The sequence below is a fragment of the Gemmatimonadaceae bacterium genome (assembly GCA_019637445.1).
Classification (GTDB): domain Bacteria; phylum Gemmatimonadota; class Gemmatimonadetes; order Gemmatimonadales; family Gemmatimonadaceae; genus Pseudogemmatithrix.
Genome location: JAHBVS010000001.1, coordinates 37,938 through 61,933 on the forward strand (window position 1 = coordinate 37,938; position 23,996 = coordinate 61,933).

The 23,996-nt window shown below is 69.0% G+C and carries 20 protein-coding genes; 10 read left to right on the forward strand and 10 right to left on the reverse strand.

The annotated features are described in order from the left end of the window. Nucleotides 1-87 precede the first annotated feature (87 nt). Complete coding sequence (locus KF709_00195; protein ID MBX3172808.1) at nt 88-1,110, forward strand: DUF4956 domain-containing protein; 1,023 nt, start codon at nt 88-90, stop codon at nt 1,108-1,110. Beyond that, nucleotides 1,110-2,150: a hypothetical protein gene (locus KF709_00200; GenBank protein MBX3172809.1), complete on the forward strand. Its 1,041-nt coding sequence runs from the start codon at nt 1,110-1,112 to the stop codon at nt 2,148-2,150. Before KF709_00195 ends, KF709_00200 begins: the two co-directional genes overlap by 1 nt. A gap of 285 nt (nt 2,151-2,435) precedes the next feature. Here KF709_00200 and KF709_00205 read toward each other — a convergent pair whose 3' ends face one another. Beyond that, nucleotides 2,436-4,565 carry an ATP-dependent DNA helicase RecQ gene (locus KF709_00205; GenBank protein ID MBX3172810.1) on the reverse strand — a complete coding sequence of 710 codons (2,130 nt, stop codon included), beginning with the start codon at nt 4,563-4,565 and terminating at the stop codon, nt 2,436-2,438. Between the two features lie 67 nt (nt 4,566-4,632). On the opposite strand from KF709_00205, the gene KF709_00210 reads away from it, so the two are divergent. After that, entirely contained in the window at nt 4,633-7,326 is a 2,694-nt protein-coding gene (locus KF709_00210; protein ID MBX3172811.1) for a PAS domain-containing protein, read from the forward strand. Here the strand turns inward: KF709_00210 and KF709_00215 are convergent. Both KF709_00215 and KF709_00220 read right to left on the reverse strand, forming a co-directional pair. Further along, a complete protein-coding gene (locus KF709_00215; protein ID MBX3172812.1) occupies nt 7,246-9,813 on the reverse strand; it encodes a U32 family peptidase in 2,568 nt (855 codons plus the stop codon). The two genes, KF709_00210 and KF709_00215, sit on opposite strands and share 81 nt — an antisense overlap. Nucleotides 9,814-9,838: 25 nt before the next feature. Beyond that, the gene (locus tag KF709_00220) at nt 9,839-10,384 is read right to left on the reverse strand and encodes a DinB family protein (GenBank protein MBX3172813.1); all 546 of its coding nucleotides are present in this window, start codon (nt 10,382-10,384) and stop codon (nt 9,839-9,841) included. Nucleotides 10,385-10,484: 100 nt separating this feature from the next. Here KF709_00220 and KF709_00225 point away from each other — a divergent pair, with 100 nt between their 5' ends. Further along, nucleotides 10,485-10,772, forward strand: a complete 288-nt coding sequence (locus KF709_00225; protein ID MBX3172814.1) for a hypothetical protein — start codon at nt 10,485-10,487, stop codon at nt 10,770-10,772. A 156-nt stretch (nt 10,773-10,928) separates the two neighbouring features. Here KF709_00225 and KF709_00230 read toward each other — a convergent pair whose 3' ends face one another. The 6 genes from KF709_00230 to KF709_00255 form a co-directional block, all read right to left on the reverse strand. Next, nucleotides 10,929-11,987: a saccharopine dehydrogenase NADP-binding domain-containing protein gene (locus KF709_00230; GenBank protein MBX3172815.1), complete on the reverse strand. Its 1,059-nt coding sequence runs from the start codon at nt 11,985-11,987 to the stop codon at nt 10,929-10,931. After that, complete coding sequence (locus KF709_00235; GenBank protein MBX3172816.1) at nt 11,984-13,597, reverse strand: acyl-CoA carboxylase subunit beta; 1,614 nt, start codon at nt 13,595-13,597, stop codon at nt 11,984-11,986. Before KF709_00235 ends, KF709_00230 begins: the two co-directional genes overlap by 4 nt. A gap of 35 nt (nt 13,598-13,632) precedes the next feature. Then, entirely contained in the window at nt 13,633-14,046 is a 414-nt protein-coding gene (locus tag KF709_00240; GenBank protein ID MBX3172817.1) for a cobalamin B12-binding domain-containing protein, read from the reverse strand. Nucleotides 14,047-14,102: 56 nt separating this feature from the next. Further along, nucleotides 14,103-16,637, reverse strand: a complete 2,535-nt coding sequence (locus tag KF709_00245) for a carbohydrate binding family 9 domain-containing protein (GenBank protein MBX3172818.1) — start codon at nt 16,635-16,637, stop codon at nt 14,103-14,105. A 96-nt stretch (nt 16,638-16,733) separates the two neighbouring features. Continuing rightward, entirely contained in the window at nt 16,734-17,015 is a 282-nt protein-coding gene (locus KF709_00250) for a hypothetical protein (GenBank protein MBX3172819.1), read from the reverse strand. A 95-nt stretch (nt 17,016-17,110) separates the two neighbouring features. Then, complete coding sequence (locus KF709_00255; protein MBX3172820.1) at nt 17,111-17,539, reverse strand: DoxX family protein; 429 nt, start codon at nt 17,537-17,539, stop codon at nt 17,111-17,113. 151 nt (nt 17,540-17,690) lie between these two features. Here KF709_00255 and KF709_00260 point away from each other — a divergent pair, with 151 nt between their 5' ends. The 5 genes from KF709_00260 to KF709_00280 all read left to right on the forward strand — a co-directional run bounded on the left by KF709_00260 (nt 17,691) and on the right by KF709_00280 (nt 21,984). Further along, on the forward strand, nt 17,691-18,080 hold the full coding sequence (locus KF709_00260; GenBank protein MBX3172821.1) for a cupin domain-containing protein: 390 nt from the start codon (nt 17,691-17,693) through the stop codon (nt 18,078-18,080). A 2-nt stretch (nt 18,081-18,082) separates the two neighbouring features. Next, a complete protein-coding gene (locus tag KF709_00265; protein MBX3172822.1) occupies nt 18,083-18,871 on the forward strand; it encodes an SDR family oxidoreductase in 789 nt (262 codons plus the stop codon). A gap of 68 nt (nt 18,872-18,939) precedes the next feature. Further along, nucleotides 18,940-19,863, forward strand: a complete 924-nt coding sequence (locus KF709_00270; protein MBX3172823.1) for a branched-chain amino acid transaminase — start codon at nt 18,940-18,942, stop codon at nt 19,861-19,863. Between the two features lie 7 nt (nt 19,864-19,870). Beyond that, on the forward strand, nt 19,871-20,677 hold the full coding sequence (locus KF709_00275) for a transporter (GenBank protein MBX3172824.1): 807 nt from the start codon (nt 19,871-19,873) through the stop codon (nt 20,675-20,677). 134 nt (nt 20,678-20,811) lie between these two features. Continuing rightward, entirely contained in the window at nt 20,812-21,984 is a 1,173-nt protein-coding gene (locus KF709_00280) for a DUF2156 domain-containing protein (protein MBX3172825.1), read from the forward strand. Between the two features lie 85 nt (nt 21,985-22,069). Here the strand turns inward: KF709_00280 and KF709_00285 are convergent, their stop codons facing one another. Further along, nucleotides 22,070-22,840, reverse strand: a complete 771-nt coding sequence (locus KF709_00285; GenBank protein ID MBX3172826.1) for a methyltransferase domain-containing protein — start codon at nt 22,838-22,840, stop codon at nt 22,070-22,072. A gap of 178 nt (nt 22,841-23,018) precedes the next feature. Here KF709_00285 and KF709_00290 point away from each other — a divergent pair, with 178 nt between their 5' ends. Further along, the gene (locus KF709_00290; GenBank protein MBX3172827.1) at nt 23,019-23,990 is read left to right on the forward strand and encodes a ParB/RepB/Spo0J family partition protein; all 972 of its coding nucleotides are present in this window, start codon (nt 23,019-23,021) and stop codon (nt 23,988-23,990) included. Nucleotides 23,991-23,996 lie beyond the last annotated feature (6 nt).

Below are 23,996 nucleotides of genomic sequence, written 5' to 3' on the forward strand. Positions count from 1 at the left end.
CAGGAACGCACCGCCGTGACGCGCCGTTGCCATTGCCGCCGCGATTCAATGGCCGCAGTTTCCCTGCGCCCACTCCCACGTCAGGATATGCCCGCACTGTCTCGATCGGTTGTCTGGACGAATGTCGTCCTGCGCACGCTGCTGTACTACCTGCTCATTGGTGCGCTGGCCTGGAGCGTGCGGGAGTACGCGCCCCCGAGCTGGGGCGCGTTGGGGAACGAGTCGCTGCGCGACATCGTCGGCGGCGCGCCACCGCTGGTGGAAGGGGCGCCGGCAAGCACCCCGACCGCGCTCGCCGCCGCCATCGCGATGCTGACGGCCTTCGCCAGCGCCCTGCCGGTGACCTGGATCTACACGCTGACGCGGCGCAAGAAGGGCTTCAACCAGTCGGTGGTGCAGACGTACCTCATCCTGCCCGTGGTCGCGGCCGGAATCGTGGTGCTCGTGAAGCACTCTCTGGCGCTGGCGTTCTCACTGGGCGGCATCGTCGCGGCGGTGCGCTTCCGCACCTCGCTCGACGACTCCAAGGATGCGGCGGGCATCTTCGTCGTGATCGGCCTTGGCATGGCGGCGGCCGTCGCGCCGTCGGTGTCCTGGGTGATTTCCCTCGGCTTCAACCTCTTGATGGTGTTCCTCTGGTACACCGACTTCGGCCGCCCCGTCGCGCTCGAGGGCCGCACCGCGGAGCGCCGCCTAGAGAAGGCGCTGGCCACGGCCAATCGCACGGGGATGTTTCTCTCCCGCATCGATGACCAGGTCCTCAAAGCGATGTCGCCGGAGCAACTGGAAGCGTTGGCCGACCGTGCCTGGCGTCGCCGCAAGCGCAACGACCCCGACCTCGCGGATGAGGAGGAGTCGGATGCCCCGCGGCCGCGCTTCGAGCGGATGCTGCGCATAAAGACGGCGGACGTGGATCAGGCGCGCGCGCTCTGCGAACCGCGCTTCGAGGGCCTGTTCTCCTCGTGGAAGTTCCTCGGCACCGTCAAGGAGAACGAGATCCGCGTGCTGGAGTACGGCGTGAACTTCGCCAAGACCGTGACGGCCGGCGTCGTCAGCGACGACCTCGGCGCCATTCCGGAGTCGCCGCTGCGCGGCGTGGAGTTGCGATGATGCGTCTCAACATTCTGCGGGTCCTCTGCAGCGTCGCCGCACTGGCCACGGTGGCCTCGAACGCGCCGGCACAGGCCCTGTTCCGCAATGATGCCCCGATCGAAGTCACGCTGACGACGAACCTCCGCGAACTGATCGCGGAGCGCGACTCGACGTTGCTGGAGTGGTACGGCGCCGAGATGAAGTGGAAGGACGCCGACGGCAGCGAAGGCACGATGGCGGTGGAACTCCGGGCCCGTGGGCATTTCCGCCGCCAAAGCCGGAACTGCAGCTTCCCCCCATTGTTCGTGCGCGCCGAGCGCGAGGCGCGCGATGGCAGCATCCTGCAGGGCAATCCGCGGGTGAAGCTGGTGACGCCCTGTCGCACGAACTCGCGCGAGTACCAGAACTACATCTTTACCGAGTACCTGGCGTACCGGACCTACGCGCTGATCGACTCGGTGAACCATCGCACGCGCCTGGCCAAGGTGACCTACGTCGATTCCACCGGCCGCATGAAGCCGGTGGAGGTCACGGCTTTCTTCCTCGAGACGGCAGAGGAAGTGGCGGACGAGCACAAGCTTGAGTTCACGGAGCAGACGGGCGTGACCTGGGAGTACATCCCGGCGCCGGTGATCGACCGCATCTCCCTGTTCCAGTACTGGGTCGCGAACACCGACTGGTCGGTGGCTGGCCTGCACAACATGGTGATGTTTCGGTCAGAGCCGATGGTCTACCGTCCGGTGGCGTACGACTTCGACTGGACTGGGCTTGTCGGCACGCGGTACGCCCGGCCCAACACGCAGTTGGGGCTGACCTCGACCCGCCAGCGCCTGCACCGGGGGCCCTGCCGCACGGCGGAGCAATGGGCGCCGACGGTGGCGTTCTTCAAGTCGCAGCGCGCGGCGATCGACGCGCTGTGGACGACGCCGATCCCCGACTATGACGAGCGGGAGATGTCGCGGGCCAAGCGGTATCTCGACGAGCTGTGGCCGATGCTGGATGATCCGCGGGCGTTCAAGCGGGAGATCATCGATAAGTGTCAGCGTGAAGGCAACTGACTATATGCCACAGAGGCACAGAGACGCAGAGACCTGCGGATCCGGGAGCCATCGCGGGTGCGGGACAACTGCGAAAGACGATGCGGAGCCTGCAACCGCGTTCTTTGGGGGTCCGCGCCGCAGCGATCTGCGCGAGAGACCACCTTTAAGGCATTTCTCGTTGAGGCTGCCGTTCCCGCACCGCCGTTCGGGGTTGCCCGCATTCGCCAGTATTCCCCGCATCCGCACTTCTCTGCGTCTCTGTGCCTCTGTGGCAATCCCCCCGCATCCCGCACCCCGAACCCGTCAGCCCTGGGACAGCGCCTCGAGCACCGCGCGACCGTAGCGCTCAAGGCGCGCCGGGCCGACGCCGTGTACGTCGGCAAGCTGGGCAAGTGAGGTAGGCTGCGCGCGGGCGATCTCCCGCAGTGCGCGGTCGGGGAAGATCACATACGCCGGCACCGACTCGTCCTTCGCGAGCCGCGAGCGTAGGGCCTTGAGCGCGTCGAGGCGCGCGATTTCATCACGTGAGAGCGGCGTGCTGGCTGCGCCGGCCTGGCTCGCTCCGCCACGGACTCCGCTGCTGCCACGGCTGCCGCCAGCGCCGCGTCCGCCCGCATCCCGATCCCCCTGAGCGGCCGCACGCGTCCGCTTCCCTCGCACCGATGGCGTGGACGCGACCCGTTGCTCGTGGCGGATGCCCAGGCAGACATCGCAGTTGTCGCAGCGCGGGCGCGCCGCCGGGTCGCCGAAGTAGCGCAGGACGAACTCGCGGCGGCAGGTCTTGGCGTAGGCGTAGCGCTGCACCATCTCAAGCTTGCGTAGTTCGCCGACGCGCCGGCGCTCAAGGCCAGTCCAGTCGACTGGCCACTGCGCGAGCGGACGCGCCAGGTCCGTCATCGTGATGCCTTCGCCGAGTCGTGACCACAGGACCATCTGGCGATCCTGGAGCGCGTCGAGCAGCCCCATCGCCGCCTGTGCGCCACCAATGCCTGGGGGCAGCGCATCCAGATCAGCAACGATCCCAGACTCGAAGGCTCCACGCGCGCGTTTCCACAGCGAACGCAGCAACGCCAGCTCAAGCCCGTGCTCGCCCTCCGACAGCTCCGCCTTGATGCGCTCGGGCGTCGCCAGCAGTCGCACCTGCGCCTGCGTGCGTGACGCGTCCGCGCGCGCCAGCACCCCCGCGCGCGCGAGGATACGCATTGCCGATTCGGCCTCGCGGTCGCTGACCTTCCCACGCGCGGTAGCCGCAATCTCGGGCGCCTCGGCCGAGACGAGCCCACGGGCATCCGCCAGCTTCACCAGCGCGTCGAACACCGCCGTCACGGTCTCGCGCTCCGGCAACGCGCCCTTGATGAAGAACTCGTGGGTGAAGCGATCAGGAAACGCGTGCAGCAGGATGGCCGTCGCCGGCTGTCGGTCGCGCCCGCCCCGCCCCGCCTCTTGGTAGTAGGCCTCCAAGGTGCCGGGCATCGCATGGTGGACGACCAAGCGCACGTTGGGCTTGTCGATGCCCATCCCGAAGGCGTTGGTGGCGACGATGATGCGCACGCGCTCCTTCATGAACGCGTCCTGCACGTCCGCGCGGTGCGCATCGTCGAGCCCGGCGTGATACGCCAGGGCCGGGAGCTTGGCCTTGGTCAGTACGCCCGCAATGCGCTCCACCGTCTTGCGCGTGCTGGCATACACGATGGCCACGCCCTCGGGCTGCGAGCGCAGGTGGTCGCCGAGCAGGTCCACGAGGGCTTCGTCCTTGGCCGCGTCGTTCTTGGCAGGGATGACGTGGTAGGAGAGGTTCGTGCGGTCGAATCCGGTGATGACGACCTCGGGATCCCGCAGCGCCAACTGCCGCGCAATGTCCTCGCGCACCTCCGGCGTGGCCGTGGCCGTGAGGGCCACGGTCGGCGGGTCGCCGAGCCGTGCGCGCACGTCGCGCACCCGCAGGTAACTGGGGCGGAAGTCGTGGCCCCATTCACTGATGCAGTGCGCCTCATCCACCGCCAGCAGCGTCACCCCGACCTCGCGCAGCCGTTCGGCGCTGCGCCCGAGGTCAAAACGCTCCGGCGCCACGTAGAGCATGCGGATCTCGCCGCGCTGCACGGCCGCCATCCGCGCGCTGACCTCCGAGGCCGACAGCGTGCTGTTTACGTAGGTGGCCGGGATCCCGCGCGCCACCAAGGCGTCGACCTGGTCCTTCATCAACGAGATGAGTGGCGAGATCACGACCGTCAGGCCGTCCAACACGAGCGCCGGCACCTGGTAGCACAGCGACTTGCCGCCGCCGGTGGGCAGAATCACCAGGGTATCGCGACCCGCGAGCACGGAGTCGACGGCCTGCGTCTGCCCCGGCCGGAAGTCCGGATAGCCAAAGCGCTCGGCCAGCACGCGCCGCGCGGCCTCGAGCCGCGTGTCGGGAGGGAGCGAGGTCGGCACGGGAGGAAGGATAGTCGCTGTCGCACGTCGCTCGGCAGCGGATTCGCGCCAGCGGTACCTTTTCGCGATGCGGATCCCGTTGTTCGTGTCGGCCTCCGGCATCCTTGTCGTCGTGGCGCTCGGCTTTGCCGTGGGCCTGCGTGTGTTGGCCGGCACCTTCGAGCGCCGTTATGTACGCGCGTGGTACCGGGCATGGCTCGGGCTCGCAGTCTACGCCGCAACGGCAGGCCTCGCCTTGCTGGCGGTGAACGTTCCGGCGCTGACGCCGTTGCGCGAGCTGTTCTCCGCCACCTCGCTCATCGCCGCCGCGGTGCATCTACACGCATTGGCGGAGGGCACCTGGGACCTGGCGGTTCCCGGAGAGAAGCTCCCGCGCTGGCAGTCGCTGCTCCTCGGCGTCGCGTTCGGCATTGCCCTGCTGCTCGTGCTGCTTCCGGACGGCGCCCTCGGCCTTTCGTCGATGCAGATGTACCTCGCGCGCATCGTGCTGGTTGCGATCGCCTGGGCGGTGGCGTATGCGGCGGCGGGGGTGCTCATTCTGCGACGGCTGGCGCCGCAGGCCGGGATCAGCCGCGCCACCTTGGCCATCTCGCTCCTCTCCTACGGCGCACTGCGGCTCATCGAGCCGGCGATGCATTTCGTCGGGCCGTCCCCGATCCTGGCGCAGGTGCTCAGCTTCGGCGGGCTGCCGCTGCTCGTCGGCCTTGGTGCCGGCACGCTGATGGTGCTCTTGGAGGTCGAACACGAGCGGGCCATCCACGCCATCGAGGCATCGGCCACGGCGGAGCGCAGTGCGTCCGAGGCGGAGGCCCTGTTGGCCACCGCCCTGGCTGGCAGCGCCGACCCCGTGTTCGTGGTCGCACCGGACGGCAAGCTCCTGACGTTCAACGCGCGTTTCCGTGAGATCGTGGTTGCCGTGCTCGGCGTGGAGCCGCAGGCGGGGACACCCCTAGACACGCTGTTTGGCGGCAACGCGCCGGGCTTTTGGCACGAGGCCTTTTCGCGCGCGCTCTGCGGCGAGGCGCAGCACCGAATCGAACCGTTGGTGCTGCGGCCGTCGGATGCGCCCCGGATGTTCGCCATCCGCGTGACGCCGGTGCTGCGTGACGGCGCCGCGGTCGCCGCCTTGGTCGTCGCCCACGATGCGACGGAGGAGGAGCGGCTGCGGTCCGTGCTCGCGCGGCGCGACCGGTGGTTCCGCTCGCTGATCGAGAACGCCAGCGACATTCTGCTCGAGATCTCGCCCGACCTCTCGATCGACTACGCCTCGCCGGCGGTCGAGCGGATTCTGGCGCGGAGCGCCGAGCTGTTGCCGGGCACCAGCCTGCTGTCCATCGTCCACACCGAGGACGCCGAGCGCGTGCGCGTTGCCTTGGCACGCTTCTTTGCGGAGGATCCGGACGCGCCGGCCACGGTCCCGTTCCGGACGCAGCACGCGGACGGCAGTTACGTACAGCTCGAGGCCTCGGCGCGACCTTTCCAGGAGCCAGACGGCACGCCGCACCTGATCCTCACGGCGCGCGACGTGAGCGAGCGGCATCGCCTCGAGGCCGCCCTGATGGCCGCGCGACGGCTGGAGAGTATCGGCCGGCTGGCGGGCGGCGTGGCCCACGACTTCAACAACTTGCTCACGGCGATGCTGGGGAACGTCGCCGTGCTCAAGGCAGGCGAGGATGGACCGGAGGCGCAGGCGGGCCACGTCGAGGAGTTGGCGCGCGCCGTGTCGCGCGGGTCCGAGCTCACCAAGCGCCTGCTGGCCTTTGCGCGGCAGCGCAACGTCGAGCCGCGACCGACCTCGCTCGACGCCTTCTTCCGCGACCTCGCGCCGCTGCTGCGTCGGCTGCTCGGCAACGAGCGAACGTTCGTGCTCGAGAGCGATCCGGCGACGTGGCCCGTGCTCGTGGACGCCGGAGCGTTCGAACAGGCCATCGTGAACCTCGTCACGAACGCGCGCGATGCAACGGCCGACGGGGACCGCGTGCGCATCACGGTGGAGAACCTCGCGCTCACGGCTGGGCCGGCGGCGGCGCTCCGTATGGATGTTGGCGATTGGGTGCGCATCGACGTCGCGGACAGTGGCGCCGGCATGGACGAAACCGTGCTCGATCATGTCTTCGAGCCCTTCTTCACCACCAAGGAGCGGAGCGGCGGCACGGGCCTCGGGCTCGCCACGACGTATGGCAGTGTCGCGCAGGCCGGCGGCCACATCCGCGTGCGCTCGACAGTCGGGGCTGGGAGCAGCTTCTCGATCTACCTGCCGCGCTCGCGCGAGCTGCCGGTGCGGGCCCGCACGCCGGAGGCGACGCAGTTGGATCGGGGCGCGGAGGGTGAGGTGGTGCTGCTGATCGACGATGATCGCGCGGTGCGCGATGTCACGGCCAAGCTGCTCCGGCGCATCGGCTACACGGTACTCGTGGCGGAGGACGGGCGCGAGGGACTGGCCCAGGCATCCGTGCGCGACCAGCGGATCGACGTGGTCGTGAGTGATGTGGTGATGCCTGGCCTCGGCGGGCTGGAAGCCGTCGCGCTGATTCGTGAGCAACGGCCGGGACTGCCTGCCGTATTCATCTCCGGCTACAACGCCGAGGCCGCGCGGTGGCAGGAGCGCGAGTCCGCGCCGGGGCCGCTCGTAGCAAAGCCGTTCGCCATCGGCGAACTTGCCACGCGGATCCGAGAGGAGTTAGACCGCCCTCGCGAAGTGACCGCGCGTGATCTCGTTGCCAACAACGTCGCGGGGCCGGCGGGACAGGCGGCCTCCTGACGCGGCGGCGTCCAGCGCGACGCGGTACGCGGCGACCGTTGCCGCGACATCGTCACCCGGCAGGTTGAAGACCAGGCGGAATCGCCGGACGCCTGCCGCCAGGAGCCGCGGCAGGAATTCGCTGCCCTCCACCGGGCGCGAGTGCAGCAGACGATTGCGGCAGGCATAGTCGGTGGCGACCGGGAACACGTAGCCGGCCGGGTCCGTGAGCCGTGTGTCCGTGTGCTGCTTCGTGCAGAGATCGCGGCAGTGGGTCGGCGTGCGGTCGAAGGCCGCGCTGAGCACGCAGTGCTCCAGGGTCATACCTTCGGGGCGACCGAACAGGAACACCTCGAAGCCCGCGCCCTGCCACGGCGCCACGACCTGCGCGATTTCCTCGGTGGTGAGTTCGACGGAGAGCGTGAGCCCGCTCGCCCCAAGTCCGAACTGCGCGGCCGCCGTCTGCGCGTTGAACACGTTGGTCGCGTAGTCACCGCGCACGTCGCGCCCCGTGGTGGCGAGTTCCGCAAGCAAGCCAAGGTGGCCAGAGAGCACCGGCGTCCCGAGCGCCAGCCACTTGTCGAGTCGCTTGCGTTCCTCGGGCCGCACGACGCTGGGCAGCCGCAGGCGGAACCGCTTGCCTGCCGCCGCGGTGCGAGCAACGAGAGCCTGCACCTGCGAGACCGGTGGGAATGGGTGGCGGAGGAAGGGGTCGAACACGATCTCATCGGCGCCGGCGGCCAAGGCGGCGTCGGCGTCGGCGATACGCCAGACCTCGGCGATCAGCAGGGGGGCAGTCTCGCGATGCGGTGCGACCTCGGGGGACGCCGCGGCCTCGGGGAACGGCGCAGCCTCGGGGGACGGCGCAGCCACGGGCAGCCGTGCGGACGGTATGGCGTCGCGCAGCAGCGTGACCGCCGCCTCGGCAATGCGCTCTCGGCGCGCGGCGAGATCCGCCTCGCGCGCCCAGCCACGCCGCTGCTCCAACTCCTCCACGGCCGCCTGGCGCATCCGATTCAACTCGGACACGGGCAGGAACAGCCCGGCGGCGAGGCCAGACACGTCGCAGTCGCCGAGCACGAACGACGACTCCCCGAGTCGCCCGAACTGCTCGCGCAGCTGCGCGGCGTCGAGCGCGCGCTTGCTGGCCGGCGCGAGTGCCATCTCGCTGCGCAGTTCGACCGCATCGCCACCTGCGGTGAAGATGGCCTTGAGCGGACCGCCCGCGGCGCCAAAGCAACGCACGCTGAGCCCGCTACGCCGACGGCGCGCACCCTGCCCCACCTGCGCGAAACTCTCGCGTGCCTCTTCCAGCAACGCCACCTGCGCGTTGCGCACGACCGTCCAACCCACGGGCACCGGCCGGCGCGCCTTGATGGCCTGGCGCCACAAGCCGTCGCGCTGCGCGAGGGTCCGTACGGGTCCCGCCTGGAAGCCCGTGCTCTCGAGGTGCCCGCCCGCTGGCGGCTCAAAGCCAAGCCCGTCGCGCTCGGCAATCGGCGCGCGCACCTCAACAATCACCTCGCCCTTCTCGAAGCCAACCACGACGCCCAGCTCCAGGCCGCGGTTGTCCGGCTGCGTGCGCGTGATGTAGTCGCGTCCCGCGCGGCCACCGTACATCCCGCCCGTGAAGCCGCGCGAGAAGATCTGGACGAGCGGCTGGACTTCCTCGAAGCTCGGCGCGGCGAAGGTCCCGCGCTCCACGCGCGAGAGGAACTCGCGATAGCCCTTCGTCACCGTGGCGACGAACTCGGGCTTCTTCTTGCGGCCCTCGATCTTCAGGCAGCCGACGCCCGCCGCAGCAATCTCCGGCAGGTGTTCCCAGGCGCCGAGGTCCTTGGCGGAGATGAGATACCCGCGGTCCAGTTCCTCACCGCTATCGGCATCGCGGAGCACGTAGTCCTTGCGACAGGACTGCGCACAGGAGCCGCGGTTGGCGCTGCGCTCGGAGATCATCCCCGACATGAAGCACTGGCCACTGTAGGAGATGCAGAGCGCCCCGTGCACGAAGGTCTCGAGACCCAAGGTCGGCACGGCCGCCCGGATGGCGCGCACGTCCTCGATCGTGTTCTCGCGGGCGAGCACCACGCGGTCCACGCCGAGGCGCTCCATCACGCGGGCGCCGGAGGCATCGTGCACGGTGAGTTGCGTGGACCCGTGGATCTCGAAGCCGGGATACACGCGCTGGATCATCCGGATCAGTCCGAGGTCCTGCACGATGGCGGCGTCGATGCCACGATCGATGCAATCGCCGAGATACTCCATCGCTTCTGCCATCTCGGCCGGCTTGACCAGGATGTTGAAGGTCAGGTAGACGCGCGCGCCGCGTTCGTGCGCTATCAGGCAAGCCTGCTCCAGTTCATCGAGCGTGAGCTGGGCGCCTTCATCGCGCGCATTGAACTTGGAGGCCCCGAGGTAGACGGCATTCGCGCCGTTGGCCACGGCGGCGCGCACGGCATCGAGCGAGCCGGCGGGCGCCAGCAGTTCGGGAATCGGGACGCGGGTCACGGGGGCAATCTAACGCCCCCGGGCGTCAGGCCGTGGCGGCCACCACTTCGTGCAGTTGCATCAGATGTCGCTGCTCGTGCCGCGCGATCATCAGGACCCATTGCCAGCCATCGAACGGGCCGAAGACCGGATGGTCGTGGCGCACCAGCGAGAGGCGAGGACCGGCGTCATAGGCCGCATCCAGCAACTGCACGCGCCCGTCGGCCCAGCGCCCGCGCTCGGCGACGAGGTCCACGTCCCCGGGCGGCCGGAGGCCCTCGATGGCGCGAATTTTCTGGCTGCGATCGTGGAAGGGATAGCGATCGAGCATCGAGAGCACCATCCGCGAGGACGGTCCGGGCGGCACCGTAGCCATCGGGCCCAGTTCGGCGACCTTGCGCTCGATCAGCCGGGCCACGCCGCGCTCGACCTTGGCCACGTGCCAGATGATCTGCGCGGGTGTCCACTGGTCGTCGGCCGGCGTCCGGTGCAGCTGGGCCTCCGGCACGGCCGCCAAGGCGGCCTCAAACTCGGCCCGAACCCGGGCGAGTTCCTCCTCCAAGACCTGGACTCGCTTGTCACCTTCACGCATGGCGAGAATCTCCTGCCGGAGGGCCCTGACGACAAGGGGGACCGTGAGGCGGCGAAACCTCGGCGGGCGGATGGGCGTAGGGCCTTGCAAGGAGGAGTCTATGCTTGGACTGCTATCGTTGGCCATCACACTGGGTGCGGCCTGGTTCGGATACGGCACGGCACGCCGCTTCGTGCGCGATCGGCTGCGCTACGTCGACGGTGCAACGTCGCTCGGCGCAGCCCTGGCGGCCGGACTTGGTGCCGCCATCGTCGCCTGGCCGGTGGCTTGGCTACTGCCGCTGATTGGCGGTGGGACCGCGCTGACGTTTGGCGTCGCCGTGGCGCTCGGCGCGCGCGCCGGCGGCGCCGACATCAAGCACGGCCACTATCTGGCGAGCGGTCAGTAGGCTCCTGACGCTGTCGGCGTTGGAGGAACCGCAGTAGATACGCGGAGACCACAAGGCCGATCCCGATCCATCGGAGGAGCTCCGAGCCGACGCGGACCCCGCTGAAGAACGCGAGGATGCCGCCGAGCGCGAGCAGCAGCTTGAGCGTGACGAGATTCATTCCGCGAGGTCCTCCCGGGTGACGTCCGCGAACTCGAGGATGAAGTCCGCCCCGAAGGCGGTCGAGGGGGTGTGGAAGCCGGGCGGCACGGCACCGGCGAGCACGCGACTGGCCGCCGCCACGGCGGTGCGCGCCGTCAGTGTGTAACCGTCGGGTGCGACAAGCCGCGAGCGCACCGTACTGCCAGCGGCATCACGGGCCTCGCCAACCATCCGACTCACCGCCCCGGCCCGACGTGCCTCGCTGGGTCCGAGCCCTCGCGCGTCGATGCGATCCTTGAGGAGCCGCTGCAGCGGCGCCGTCGCGAGCAATGGGAGCAGCGGACGAGCCAGCCGTACGACGCGCAGCAGCCGGCGGGACATCGCCGTGTAGACCGTGATGTTCGGGATGCCTGTTGAGTGAAACGCGGTGGACACGTCGCCCCAGGGAATGCTGACGCAGCGGCGACGGCGGTCCCCGAAATCCACGTCGCGCGTCTTCCACGCCGTCGGGACGCGGCGGATCCGTCCGTCGCGCCGCACGGCGCCGCCCGACCCGATGTTCTCGATCATCGTCGTCGCCGTGCCCCGCGAGAGGCCGGTCCCGCCAGTGAAGGCCAGGTTCAGCGTGTCTGCATTAGGCAGTCGCCGCTTGAGATGCGCGGCGAGACAATCGCTGGGCACGACGTCGAAGCCCACACCGGGAAGCAGCACGAGTCCGGCGGCACGCGCCTTGGGCCCGGCCGTGGCACAGTGCTCGAAGAGCTCAATCTCGCCGGAGATGTCGAGGTAGTGGACCCCGCGCCTGAAGCAGGCCGCGATCATTGGTGGTCCGAGGCGGGCGAAGGGGCCGGCGCAATGCAGCACGACGCGCACGCCGTCCAGTGCGGCGTCCAGCGCCGTCGCGTGCTGGAGTCCGACCGACCGCGCCTCGAGCCCGTGGGCGTTCGCCAGCGCCGTCACTTCGTCTGCATTGCGGCCCGAAAGAATCGGGCGCAGGCCCTGTGTCAGGGCCTCGGCGAGAATCAATCGTCCGGTGTAGCCCGTCGCTCCGTAGAGCAGCAGTGGATCGCTCAACGCGTGGGGCCGACGGTGGGCGGGATGACGTAGGGGCCGAGGTGCGGTCCGGGATTCTGCCACGCGGCGCGCAGGGCCAGTGCGAGATGCGCGCGAGTCTCCTCGGGATACACGATGGCGTCGACGTATCCGCGCGCGGCGGCAAAGCGGGCGTCGAGCTGGTGCTCGTAGTCCTCGCGCATCTCGTCGACGGCCGACTGTAGCGCCGCACTCGGCTCGCCGCCGGCCTGCTTGGCCTTCGCAAGCGCCGGACCGTGGACGGCCGCCACGGCGGACTCGCCTTCCATCACGGCCATGCGCCCCGTCGGCCACGAGAGGATGAAGTCCGGGTCGAAGCCCTGCCCCGCCATCGCATAGTAGCCGGCGCCACTGGCGTGATTCACCGTGAGGACCAGCTTCGGGACGGTGGCGGTGGCCATCGCCTCGACCCAGCGGGCCCCGGCGCGGATGATGCCCTCCTGCTCGGCTTCCTTGCCGACCATGAAGCCGGAGACGTCCTGTACGAAGAGCAGCGGGATGCCCTGGCGGTCGCAGCGCTCGATGAAGAACGCGACCTTTTCCGCGCTCTCCGCGTAGATGATTCCGCCAAAGCGCGGTACTTCGCCCGGACGACCCTTGATCAGCCCGCGGTTGTTGGCGATGACACCGACAGGGATTCCCTCGATGCGCGCATCGGCGCAGAGCATCTCGCGCGCGAGGTTCGGCTGGAACTCGTCGAGCGAGCCAGCGTCGAGCACCGCGCCCAGCAACGCGTGCATGTCATAGGACATCCGATGGTCCTGCGGCAGCAAGTCGTACAACGCATCCGCGGGAGCGGCGGCCGATTGCGCGGGATCGTGCGGCGCGCGGCGCGGGGGCGGCGCCAGCCGCGCCACCTGCGCGCGCAGCATTCGCAGACAGTCCTCGTCGTTCTCGGCGGCGTAGTGCGCCACGCCACTGACCTCGGTGTGCATCGTGGCACCACCGAGCGTCTCGCCGTCCACCGTCTGGCCGGTGGCGCCCTTCACGAGGTTCGGCCCGCCGAGGCCCATGAAGGACGTGCCCTTCACCATCAGGATCACATCGCTGAGCGCCGGCAGGTAGGCGCCACCCGCCACGCATTGCCCCATCACGGCCGCCAACTGCGGAATCCGCAGGAAGCGCCGCATCAGCGAGTTGTAATAGAAGATGCGTGCGGCCCCGTACTGTCCCGGGAAGACGCCACCCTGGTACGGGAGGTTCACGCCGGCCGAGTCGACGAGATAGAGGATCGGAATGCGGCAGCGCATCGCGCATTCCTGCGCCCGCAGGATCTTCGGGATCGTCTCCGGCCACCAGGAGCCAGCCTTGACCGTGGCGTCATTCGCGACGACGACGCACTCGCGCCCCTCGACGACGATGATCCCCGTGAGCACACCGGCCGCCGGCGCCTCGCCCTCGTACTGGTCGTAGGCCACGAGCAGGCCAAACTCGAGGAACGGAGTTCCCGGATCACGCAGGGCCTCGATGCGCTCGCGTGCCGTGAGCTTCCCTTGATCGTGCTGCTTGGCGATGCGCTTGGCCCCGCCGCCCTGGCGCAGCTTGGCTTCGAGTGCGCGGCAGGCGTCGGCGAGTTCGCGAAGGCGTCCCACCGCGGTCGCGCCGGAATCGCTGGAGCCGGCGGCGCTCACGCCTGCGGGGCTTCGCGGGCGGCGAACCAGCCCTTGATGTACTCGACCAAGTCACCGGTGGAGGTCCCGGGGCCGAAGAGCTTGCCGATGCCCTGCGCCTCGAGCGCGAGCACGTCTTCCTTGGGGATGACGCCGCCGCCGGTGATGAGGACATCCGCACGGCCCTGCTCCCGCAACAGCTCGAGCACGCGCGGGAACAGCGTCATGTGCGCACCGGACAGGATGCTCAATCCCACGACGTCGACGTCTTCCTGCACGGCCGCAGCGGCAATCATCTCGGGCGTCTGGTGCAGCCCCGTGTAGATGACTTCCATCCCGGCGTCACGCAGCGCGGCGGCGACCACCTTGGCCCCGCGGTCGTGGCCGTCGAGGCCGGGCTTGGCAACAAGCACGCGGATAGGTCTGGGCATCGCTGGAAGCTACCGCCGCGTGGCAACGCGGCCAAGCGCCGGCGCCGGCGCCGCGCCTACGGATTGAACCAGTAGCTCAGCTTCACAAGGATCGTGTTGTCCGGGTGCGTGGCGAACAGATTCCCGAAGTCCCGTCGCGGCTCGAAGCTGCCGGGGTCACGGCCGTCGCTGCGCCCCTGCTGCCAGACGACGAAGAACACCGAGCCCGGCCGGTACTCCCAGCGCAGCACGAGGTTCGAGTTGAACAGCTTCTCGTTGAAGCCACCCGGCGTGGCGCCGCCACCGTAGGGCTGGAAGCGTGCCGCGTAGTCCGCCGCACGCGCGTCGTCGAGCTCCCGCCAATCCGCAAACGAACCCGTCGCGAGGAACGGCTGGGCGTAGAGCTGCAGGCTCAGCGTCGGCGTGAGCGTGACGTTCGCACGGCCCGTGATGCCGACCACGTCCTGCGTGAGTCGCGCGAAGGTGAAGTGCGTCGTGTCGGACAACGTGGCGCCGAAGTTCTGCACCCACTGGGCGTCACGCACGCGGCGTTCATAGCTGCCGTACAGCGAGAACGAGGTGCGTGTGCCGGCGCGCGCATCAAGGCCTGCCTCCAGCTGCCGAGACCAGCTTCGGCCCTCGTCCGCACGGCTGACCGCGCCTTCCAGCGCGAGAATCAGCGGCTTGCGTGGATCCGTGTTGCCCCGCAGTCGGAAACTGTGCTCCGGCGAGAGGCGCAACGCCGGCCCGCCGCGGGCGCAGGAGACGCAATGGGCGTTTCCCGCCTGCGACACGGCATAGTTGAACGAGCTGTTCCAGAAATTCGTGAACTCCGCAAACCCGCTGACCTGCGCCACGTTGCCCGAGGGCAATCCGCCGGTGGTCCAGTGCTGCTCGGACGAGAGCGTGGCATTCACGCGCCGGTGCCAGCCACCGGGCCGCAGCGCCGCGAGCGTCAGGCTGTTGCGCAGCATCACGTCGTTGATCAGCGTGACGAAACCGAGGTCGTTGAGCTCCGTGTTGGGCTCGGCGTAGCGCGTGACGGTTTCCCAGCGCACGCGACCGGCGTAGCGCCGCAGGATCAACGAGGAGACGCCGCCGACCATCGAGGTCCGCGTCGGATCAAAGGCGATCTCGTGGTCTGGACGCTGATGAAAGTGCACGCTGGAGAGCTGCGTGCGGGCCATCGCTTCCGCGGAGCCCCGCGCGATCGATCGCCCCGAGTAGCCCGACAGCTCCCAGCGCTCGGCGAACCGGTGGTGGCCCTGGAGCAACAGCGTGTACGAGTCGCGGCGCAGCAACGGTGTCGTCGTCGCATCGAGGTCGCGGATGAGACCAGTGACCATCGTGCCAAGCTGTGAGCGACCCTGCCGAAAGTCCTGTACGAATCGCCCCACCACGGTCGTCGTCTGCGGTTCGATGGTCTGGCCCGTGCTGCCACCCTCGCGCGCCGACGACACGGCCACCAAGCCGAACTGCGCGCCACCCTCGAGCCGGCCCGTGATCTTGGCAGCGGCCTGGATGCGGCTGAATCGCGGATCCGTCGAGGCGCTGCGCAGCTGTGGCGAGCGCCCGACCCGGCGCGTGTAGAAGATGCCCTCGCAGGGGCCGGCGCAGCGGAAGAGGTTCACGCCTTCCTGGAAGAACGGACGCCGCTCGTCAAAGCGGATCTCGAAGGCACTGAGGTTCAGGACGGCCGGATCCGCCTCGACCTGGCCGAAGTCCGGGTTGATGGTGGCGTCGACGGTGATGTTGCTGCCGAGTCCAGCCTTCAGGTCGAGGCCGAGAGCCTGTTCCTGCGGGTGCGCCCAACCGTCAGGCCGACGCTCGGTGACATTCTTGCTCACCACGTATGGCATCACTTCGAGGCGGCGGTTGCGCCCGATGCCCTCGATACCGACCAGGTCGCCCAGCTGCGAGGCGAAGGTACGATGCGAGGGACGGTACGCCGGCCAGGCATCGCGTTCCCCGTGCCGCTGCACGTCGCGCCAGACGCCGAAGCCGAACACGTGCGAGTCCTTGGGCGTGAAGCGGAGCTGGCTGAGCGGAATGGCGAACTCGGCGGTCCAGCCCTCGGCGTCGATCTGCGCCGCGGCGTCCCAGACGCCATCCCAGGCAGAGTCCTCGTTCACGTCGCCATAGACGGTGGCGTCGCGCTTCACGCCGACCGGATTCACCATGAACTGCAGCGCACTGCGGCGGTCGTGGAATCCGTCCACCACAACTTTGATCCACTCCGACTCCGTGCGGACGTCGCGGCGGCTGAGCAGCGCCATGATCGAGTCCGGCTGCGGGTCGTAGGCGCGCACGAACACGTAGAGCGTGCGGTCGTCGTAGGCCACGCGGAATGCCGTGCGGTAGCGCGCCGGTCCGGCCTCCGCGGGCACGAACTGGTAGAACTCGTCGGTGATCGGTGCGTCCCGCCACACGGGCTCGCGGTCCAGGCCATCGAGCGTCATGGGGCCGTCGGTCCGGACGGCGCGTGCGGTGGGGACGGTCGCCGATGCGCTGGCACTCGAGGCGGGGCCTGCCTGCTGGGCAAGCGCGGACAAATCGGGCGACGCGGCCAACGTCAAGAGCGCGGCCGTCGCGAGCAGAATCGGAGATTTCACGTCACCAATACGATTGACGGCGACGTTTCGTTTTGCAGTTGCGTGGCTGGACCGCAGCGCGCGGGCGAAGTGGACCCGCGCGGCGCGGTCAAGCGCTCAACGCTTGCCCGAGAACCAGTAGCGCTGCAGGGCCTCGAGCGTACGCGCATCGAGCATGATCGGCGCAGCGGACGGCAGCACGGACCGATCACCACACTTCGGACAGCGCGCCGTATCGCGGGTCTGCTCGTGCTCCACGGCCGTGTACTCGGCGATGTCCGTCGGGGCGAAGGATGCGCCACAATGCACACAGCGCGCTGCCGACGATTCGTCGAGCAGCGCGCGATTATGCACACAGTAGCGTTGGATGGACTTCAACGAGGCCTCGTTCAGCAGCATTCGCTTCCTCCTGTCGCAAGTCGTAATGCCGGGTCGGCGCAAGGCCGGCGGGGCGACGAACGGGAAAGCGGGCGCGACTACCTGCGTCCGGAGTCCTAATCTGCGGTTTTTTGCGGCGATCCGCCAGCCCGCGCGGCATCGATGCTCCACGGTCCCGAGCCCGCCGCCGAGAGCATCAGGAAGATGAAGCAGAACAGCATCACGACCTCGCCGCGATTCTCCCACCACCAGATGCTGCCGACGCGGGCGCTATGCATCCAGAAGTAGGTCACGGCCATCTCGCCCGAGGCGAGAAACGCGGCCCAGCGCGTGCCGAATCCGAGCAGGATGCAGGCCCCCGCCAGCGTCTCGATGGTCCCCGCGGCGCCGAAGCGCGACATCAACTCCGCCGTTCCGCCGTCGGGCCCGAACCCACCGAACCAGCCGAGCAGCTTCTGGGCACCGTGCGAGAAGAACGCAGCGCCGGCGAAGATCCGTAGGGCAGCGTGCGTGTACGGGGCGAATCGTTCCGGAATGGGGGACATCGCGTGGCCTCGCTCGTGGTGGGTGTCACTTACCTACGTCGCAGCGACATCGAGCGCTGAAATCGCGGGCACGGGCGGGTCGCCGTAGATTCCGCCACAGATTCTCCCGTGCGCACCCCGCGCGTCGTCCCACCACGTGCCCTGCCCTGCGATGTCAGCCATCAACACAAGCAAGACCACGGTCACCTTCCATCGCTGGTCCGACATGCCGAAGGAACCCGTCACGGACCAGATCTCGCGCCGCCTTGTCACCGGACAGGGCATGATGCTCGCCCACGTCTATCTCGCGAAGGGTGCGGTGGTGCCGAAGCACCAGCACCATAACGAGCAGCTGACGTACATCCTCGAAGGCGCGCTGCGCTTCTGGATCGGGGAGCACGGCGAGGAGACGATGGACGTGCACGCCGGCGAGGTGCTGCATATCCCGTCGAACGTGTGGCACAAGGCCGAGGCGCTGGAGGACACGCTGGACGTGGACGTGTTCAATCCGCCGCGCGAGGACTGGCTGAACCACACGGACAGCTACTTCCACCAGAAATAGCCGTGGACCTCGGGATTCGGGGCCGCACGGCCTTCGTCGCCGCGGCGAGCCGCGGGCTGGGCTTCGCCATCGCGGACGCGTTGGCCGCCGAGGGCGTGAACATCGCCTGCTGCGCGCGTTCGGAATCGGTCTACGGCCGTGCGGGAGAACTCAGCCAGCAGCACGGCGTGGACGCGCTCGGCATCGTCGCGGACGTCGCCGTGCCGGACGATGTGACGCGCGCCGTGGGCGCGGCCGTCGAGCGATTCGGGGCCGTGGACATCCTCGTCACCAACGCGGGTGGGCCGCCCCCCGGCCCCTTCGAGTCGCACGACGCCGCGGCCTGGCAGAAGGCGATCGCGCTCAACCTCGAAAGCGTGGTGAACCTCACGCGCGCGGTGCTGCCGGGCATGCGGGAGCGACGCTGGGGACGCATCCTCAACGTCACGTCCATCGCCGTCAAGCAGCCCGTGGATGGCTTGATCCTCTCGAACAGCGTGCGGGCCGCCGTCACGGGGTTTGCGCGGACGCTGGCGAATGAAGTCGCAGGCAGCGGCATCACGGTGAACAACCTGATGCCCGGCTACACGCGCACGGAGCGACTCGAGCAGCTCGCCGATGCCAACGCCGGCGCCCGCCGCAGCACGCGCGAGGAGGAGTTCGCGCGCTGGGAACAGCAGATTCCGATGGGTCGCGTGGGCGAGCCGTCCGAGTTCGCCGCACTCGCGGCCTTCCTGGCCAGCGAGCGCGCCAGCTACATCACGGCGCAGAGCATTGCCGTCGATGGCGGCTGGATCCGGTCCTTGCTCTAGCACCGTCTCCCGCGACGACACGTATCCCACGTCGCCCTTGTCCTTCCACCTTTGACTTCATCCCTAGCGTGGCAAAGCTCAGCGAGACCCAGTTCATTTGGCGCGACGGCGAGTTCATCAAGTGGCAGGACGCACAGGTGCACCTGCTGGCGCACTCCGTGCAGTTCGGCTCCGCGGTGTTCGAGGGCGTGCGCTGTTACGCCACGCCGAAAGGCCCAGCCATCTTTCGGCTGCGCGAGCACCTCCAGCGTATGGTGACGAGCTGCAAGATCTACCGAATGCCGCTCAAGTACACCGTGGATGAGCTGGTCGAGGCGAGTCGCGCGGTGATCCGCAAGAACCAGATGACCGAGTGCTACCTGCGCCCGATGGTGCTGCGAGGCTACGGCGCGGCGGGCATGGTGCCCTTCGACAGCCCGGTCGAGGTCTATCTGCCCTGCTGGCCCTGGGGTGCGTATCTCGGGCCGAAGGCCCTCGAGCAGGGCGTCGACGCCTGCGTGTCCACGTGGAATCGCGTGGCGCCGAACACGATCCCCGCCGCCGCCAAGATCGCCGGCAACTACCTCGGTGGCCAGCTCATCAAGATGGAAGCCTTGGCCAATGGCTTCGACGAAGCCATCGCGCTGGGCCCGGACGGCATGATCAGCGAAGGCTCGGGACAGAACGTGTTCGCGGTGGAAGGTGGTGTGCTCTACACGCCACCGATCGACGGCACGCTGTTGCCGGGCATCACACGCAGCGCGGTGATCGCGCTGGCCGAGGAGTTGGGGATTCGCGTCGTGGTGCAACCGCTGGCGCGCGAGGTGCTCTATACCTGCGACGAGCTGTTCGTCTGTGGGACGGCCAGCGAAGTGACGCCGATCAAGAGCGTGGACAAGTTGCCGGTCGGCAACGGCAAACCCGGACCGGTCACGCGGAAGCTGCAGCAGCTCTATCTCGACGTGGTGAATGGCCGCGTAGAGGATACGCGCGGATGGCTCACGTACGTGTGAGACCGCGGTGAGACCGCGGCGTCTCGTGCGCCCGCCGACGTTGCATTCGCCGCTCGCGGTGTTTGCTCCGTTCCTGCTGGCTGCCTGCGCCGCGACGGCCGGAGACCGCGCGCCCTTCCCGATTTCGACGGACCGCCCCAGCGTGTCCGCCACACAGGCACTGGTGCCAGCGGGGCGCACGCTGGTCGAAAGCGGTGCCGTCGTCGGCGAAGATGGCGACGAACGCTTCCGGCAAGCCGGCGAAGTTGTCATTCGCCACGGGCTGTCGGACCAGTTCGAACTCAACGTCGGCCTGCCAAGCTATCGCGCAGTGGAACAGCGGACGGTTACGGGCAGCGCATTCTCGCAGGAGACCCGCGGTCTCACCGACGGCCTGTTCGCCCTGCGCGCAGCGCTCTACGCGCCTGATGCCCAGTCGGGCCTGACGCCGACGCTCGCGCTCCTCGCCGGCACGACCATTCCAACGGGCAGCGAGTTCGGCGCCACGCGCGCCCTCCCCAGCGCGACGCTGATTGCCAACTGGTCGCTGCCGCGCGGGTTCGGTTTCGCGACGAACGTCGGCCTCGTCGCCGTCGAGAACGGCGACCCCCAACCCACGGCGACCGGCGTGTTGTCGGCGACCGTGGGCGCGCGCCTAGGCCTCTTCGCCGAAGCGGCGCTGGCGCGCTCCGATGCCAGCTGGGGCAAGACACTCTCGGTGTTCGGCGCCACCTACCTGCTCACGCCGCGCCTGCAGCTCGATCTCGCGCATCGTCGTCGTGGACCGGCGTCGGCATACCGCGACGTGGGCATCGGCCTCTCCGTCGCGCGCTGACTACCGCCACCGCCTTCCGCTCGCGCTCGCCCGTCCTGCACTGGTGGGATGCCGGCGTTGGCGAGGGCGTCGCATTCGCCGAGGTACGTGGCGCGTGGGTCGCGGCGGGCGAACCGATCGCCGTTTCCTCGACAGTGCCCGCGCTTGCAGCCGCGTTCGTCGAGGCCGCCGGCCACGCCGGGAACCGGGCCGTGTTCTTCGGGACGGAGGGCGGACTGGCCGGGGCACCTGCGTTCGCCCGCCTGCGCATCGGCGAGCAACCCACCTGGGAACCGGTCCGTTGGAGCGCGCGGCTCGCCAAGCACCGCTCGCTGCGCGAGCAACTGCGCCGCGCACGTGCAAAGGGCGTTGGCGTCCGGGAATCGCACGACCCGGCGGAGCGCGCCGAGGCCGCTGCGGGTCACGGGCCGCTCGCGCGCTTGCTCGAGGCCTGGCGCGCCGCACGGCCGATGGCGACGATGGGGTTCCTCGTGCATCCCGAGCCCTTCCTGCACGCGCCGGAGCGCCGCCTGCTCGTGGCCGAACGCGAGGGGCGCCCCGTCGGACTGCTCAGCCTGGTCCCGATGGGTCCCGACGCGTGGCTGGCCGAGCACCTGCTGCGCGCGCCGGACGCGCCGAATGGGACCGCGGAATTGTTGATCCACGACGCGATGCAACGGCTCGCGGCCGAAGGCGCGACGGCGGTGTCGCTTGGGCTCGCGCCGTTGGCGGGTCACATCACCTGGTGGCTGCGTGTGGCGCGGACCCTGTCCCGTCCGCTATTTAACTTCGCGGGCCTGGCGGCGTTCAAGCGCAAGCTCCAGCCTGATAGTTGGACGCCGATCTACCTCGCGTATCCGCGTAGCATCGGCCCCGTGCGTGCGCTGCTCGACTCGTTGCGCGCCTTCGCCGAGGGTTCGCTGCTGCGATTCGCCGCGGCAAGCATCGTGCGCGGCCCGACCTGGGCCCTGCGACTGCTGGAGTGGCTGCTGGTCCCGTGGACGGCCCTGTTGGCCATGGTGCCGACGGATCGGTGGTTCCCGTCCGTGTCGGTGCATCTGGCCTGGGTCCTGTTCGACATCGCGCTGTGGAGTGCACTGCGCCTGCGCCGCAAGCGACGGCGCGCGTGGCTCAGTCCCTGGCTCGCGATGGCAACGACGATGGATGCCATGCTGACGGGGTGGCAGATCGCGGCCTGGAATGCGGCGCGGATGCAGGGTCCAAGCGATGCCGTGGTCCTCGCGATCGGGCTGCTCGGACCGGCGGCCGCCTCGGTGCTGCTCTGGGGCGCGTACCGCCGCGAGCGCGCGCCGCAGCGAATCGAGTAGGCGGCGCGACAAGATGCCCACGTGCGCGCGACGGCGACCCGCGCGCCGGCGCCTCGCGCCGGTGCCTCGGACCGATGCGGCGCTCCTATGCCTCGCGCCGCGCCACGAGCAGCATCTCGCTGGACCTTCGCGTCAGCGGTCCATCAGTGAAGGAATCCCAGGCCTGCTCCACCACGAGTCCCGCCGCTCGCATCAGTTCGGCCAGATGCGTCGCGGTGTAGAGGCGGATCCTGTGCTCGCGATGCTCCGTCTTCCGGCGCGACTGCCAGGTGGAGCGAATCGTCAGGAATCCGGAGAGCGGATCGAAGCTGCGATCCTGCACGACAATCGTGCCATCGGTCGCCTCCCAGCCATCGCGCGAGAGGAACTTGGCCATCACGCCATCGCGACTGCCGCCCTGCCAGAGCATCACGCCGCCCGGCTTGAGCACGCGCGCACACTGCACCATCACCTTGGCATCGTCCGCGGGATCGTCAAAGAAGCCGAAGCTGGTGAAGAGGTTCAGCACGGCGTCGAAGCGTCGCCGCCAGCGCAGCGGCAAACGCCGCATGTCGCCGCGGGTGTAATGCGGATTCCTTCCGCCGCGGCGACGCTTGGCTTCGGCGAGGAGTTCCTTGCTCAAATCGTAGCCGTCCACCTGATGGCCGGCCTCGGCGAGCAACTGGGCGTGGCGGCCCTGGCCGCAGGCGAGGTCGAGGATTCGCGAGCCGGCTGGCAGCTCGAGCAAGTCGAGGATGCGGGAGACTTGGGCGCGATCTTCCTGCTCATTGAAGAGCGGGGAGTACTCGTTCAGGTAGCCTTGGTCGAAGTAGGACTTCCACCACTCGATACTGCGATGCGGGGTGCGGGAGGGCACGGGCGAAGAGGGAAACGGGGGTGATGCGGGATGCGGGAGACGGAGTCGTCCCGCATCCGTGTTCCGATGCCGCAACCTTGGATGCGGGGAACCGCTGGATGCGGGATGCGGGATGCGGGATGCGGGATGCGGGGAACCGCTGGATGCGGGCTGCGGGATTCCTCTGCATACTATCAGAATGGCGACGGCAAAGAAGAAGCGGGCCGCGAAGAAGTCCAAGAAGGCTGCGGCTGCGAAGACGCGCGGGCTGGAGGCGCGGAAGTTGGCGGGGGCGGAGCCGCCGGCGGCGGTGCGGGCGCTGGCCGCGCGGATTGCCAACGATGGCGGCGATGTGCTCGGGACCTATCGTGATCCGCTGGGGAGTCGCTGGCAACTGCTCGCGGCGCTGCCGATTGATGCCGTCGCGCCGACGCCCTATCAGCGCGACCTCTCCGAGACGCACGTCGCGCGGCTTGCCGATGCCATCGACAAGCTCGACCGCTTCCTCGATCCGATTGTCGCCGTGCCGGCGGATGACGGCATGTATTGGACGCCCAATGGGCACCATCGCCTCGGCGCGATGCGGCAGCTTGGGGCCAAGGCCATCACGGCCTTGGTCGTGCCCGAGCCGGAAGTCGCGCACCGCATCCTCGCGCTGAACACCGAGAAGGCGCACAACCTCCGCGAGCGCTCGCTCGAAGTGGCGCGCTTGGCCGAGGCGCTCGCTGAACTCGACGCCGGACCCGAGAAGTCCTACGCCGAGGTCTTTGAGGAAGCACCCCTCATCACGCTGGGGCTCTGTTACATGGAGGACGGCCGCTTCTCGGGCAGCGTCTACCATCCCATCCTCAAGCGGGTCGATCAGTTCCTCACGATGCGCCTGCCGGTTGCGCTCGACGAACGGCGCGCGCGGGCGGCCAAGTTGCTGGAGCTCAACCAGCACGTGAACAGCGCGGTGAAGGCACTCAAGGAGCGCGGGCTCGAGAGTCCGTACCTCAAGGCCTTCGTCGTGGCGCGCATCAACCACCTGCGCTTCGTGAAGGACAAGCATCCGGACTTCGACAGCACGCTCGACAAGATCCTCGGCGCGGCCAAGCGCTTCAACGCGGGGAACGTGAAGCCGGATCAGGTGGCGCGCAGTGGTGGCGCGCCGGCGTCGGACGAAGGCTAGCGCGAG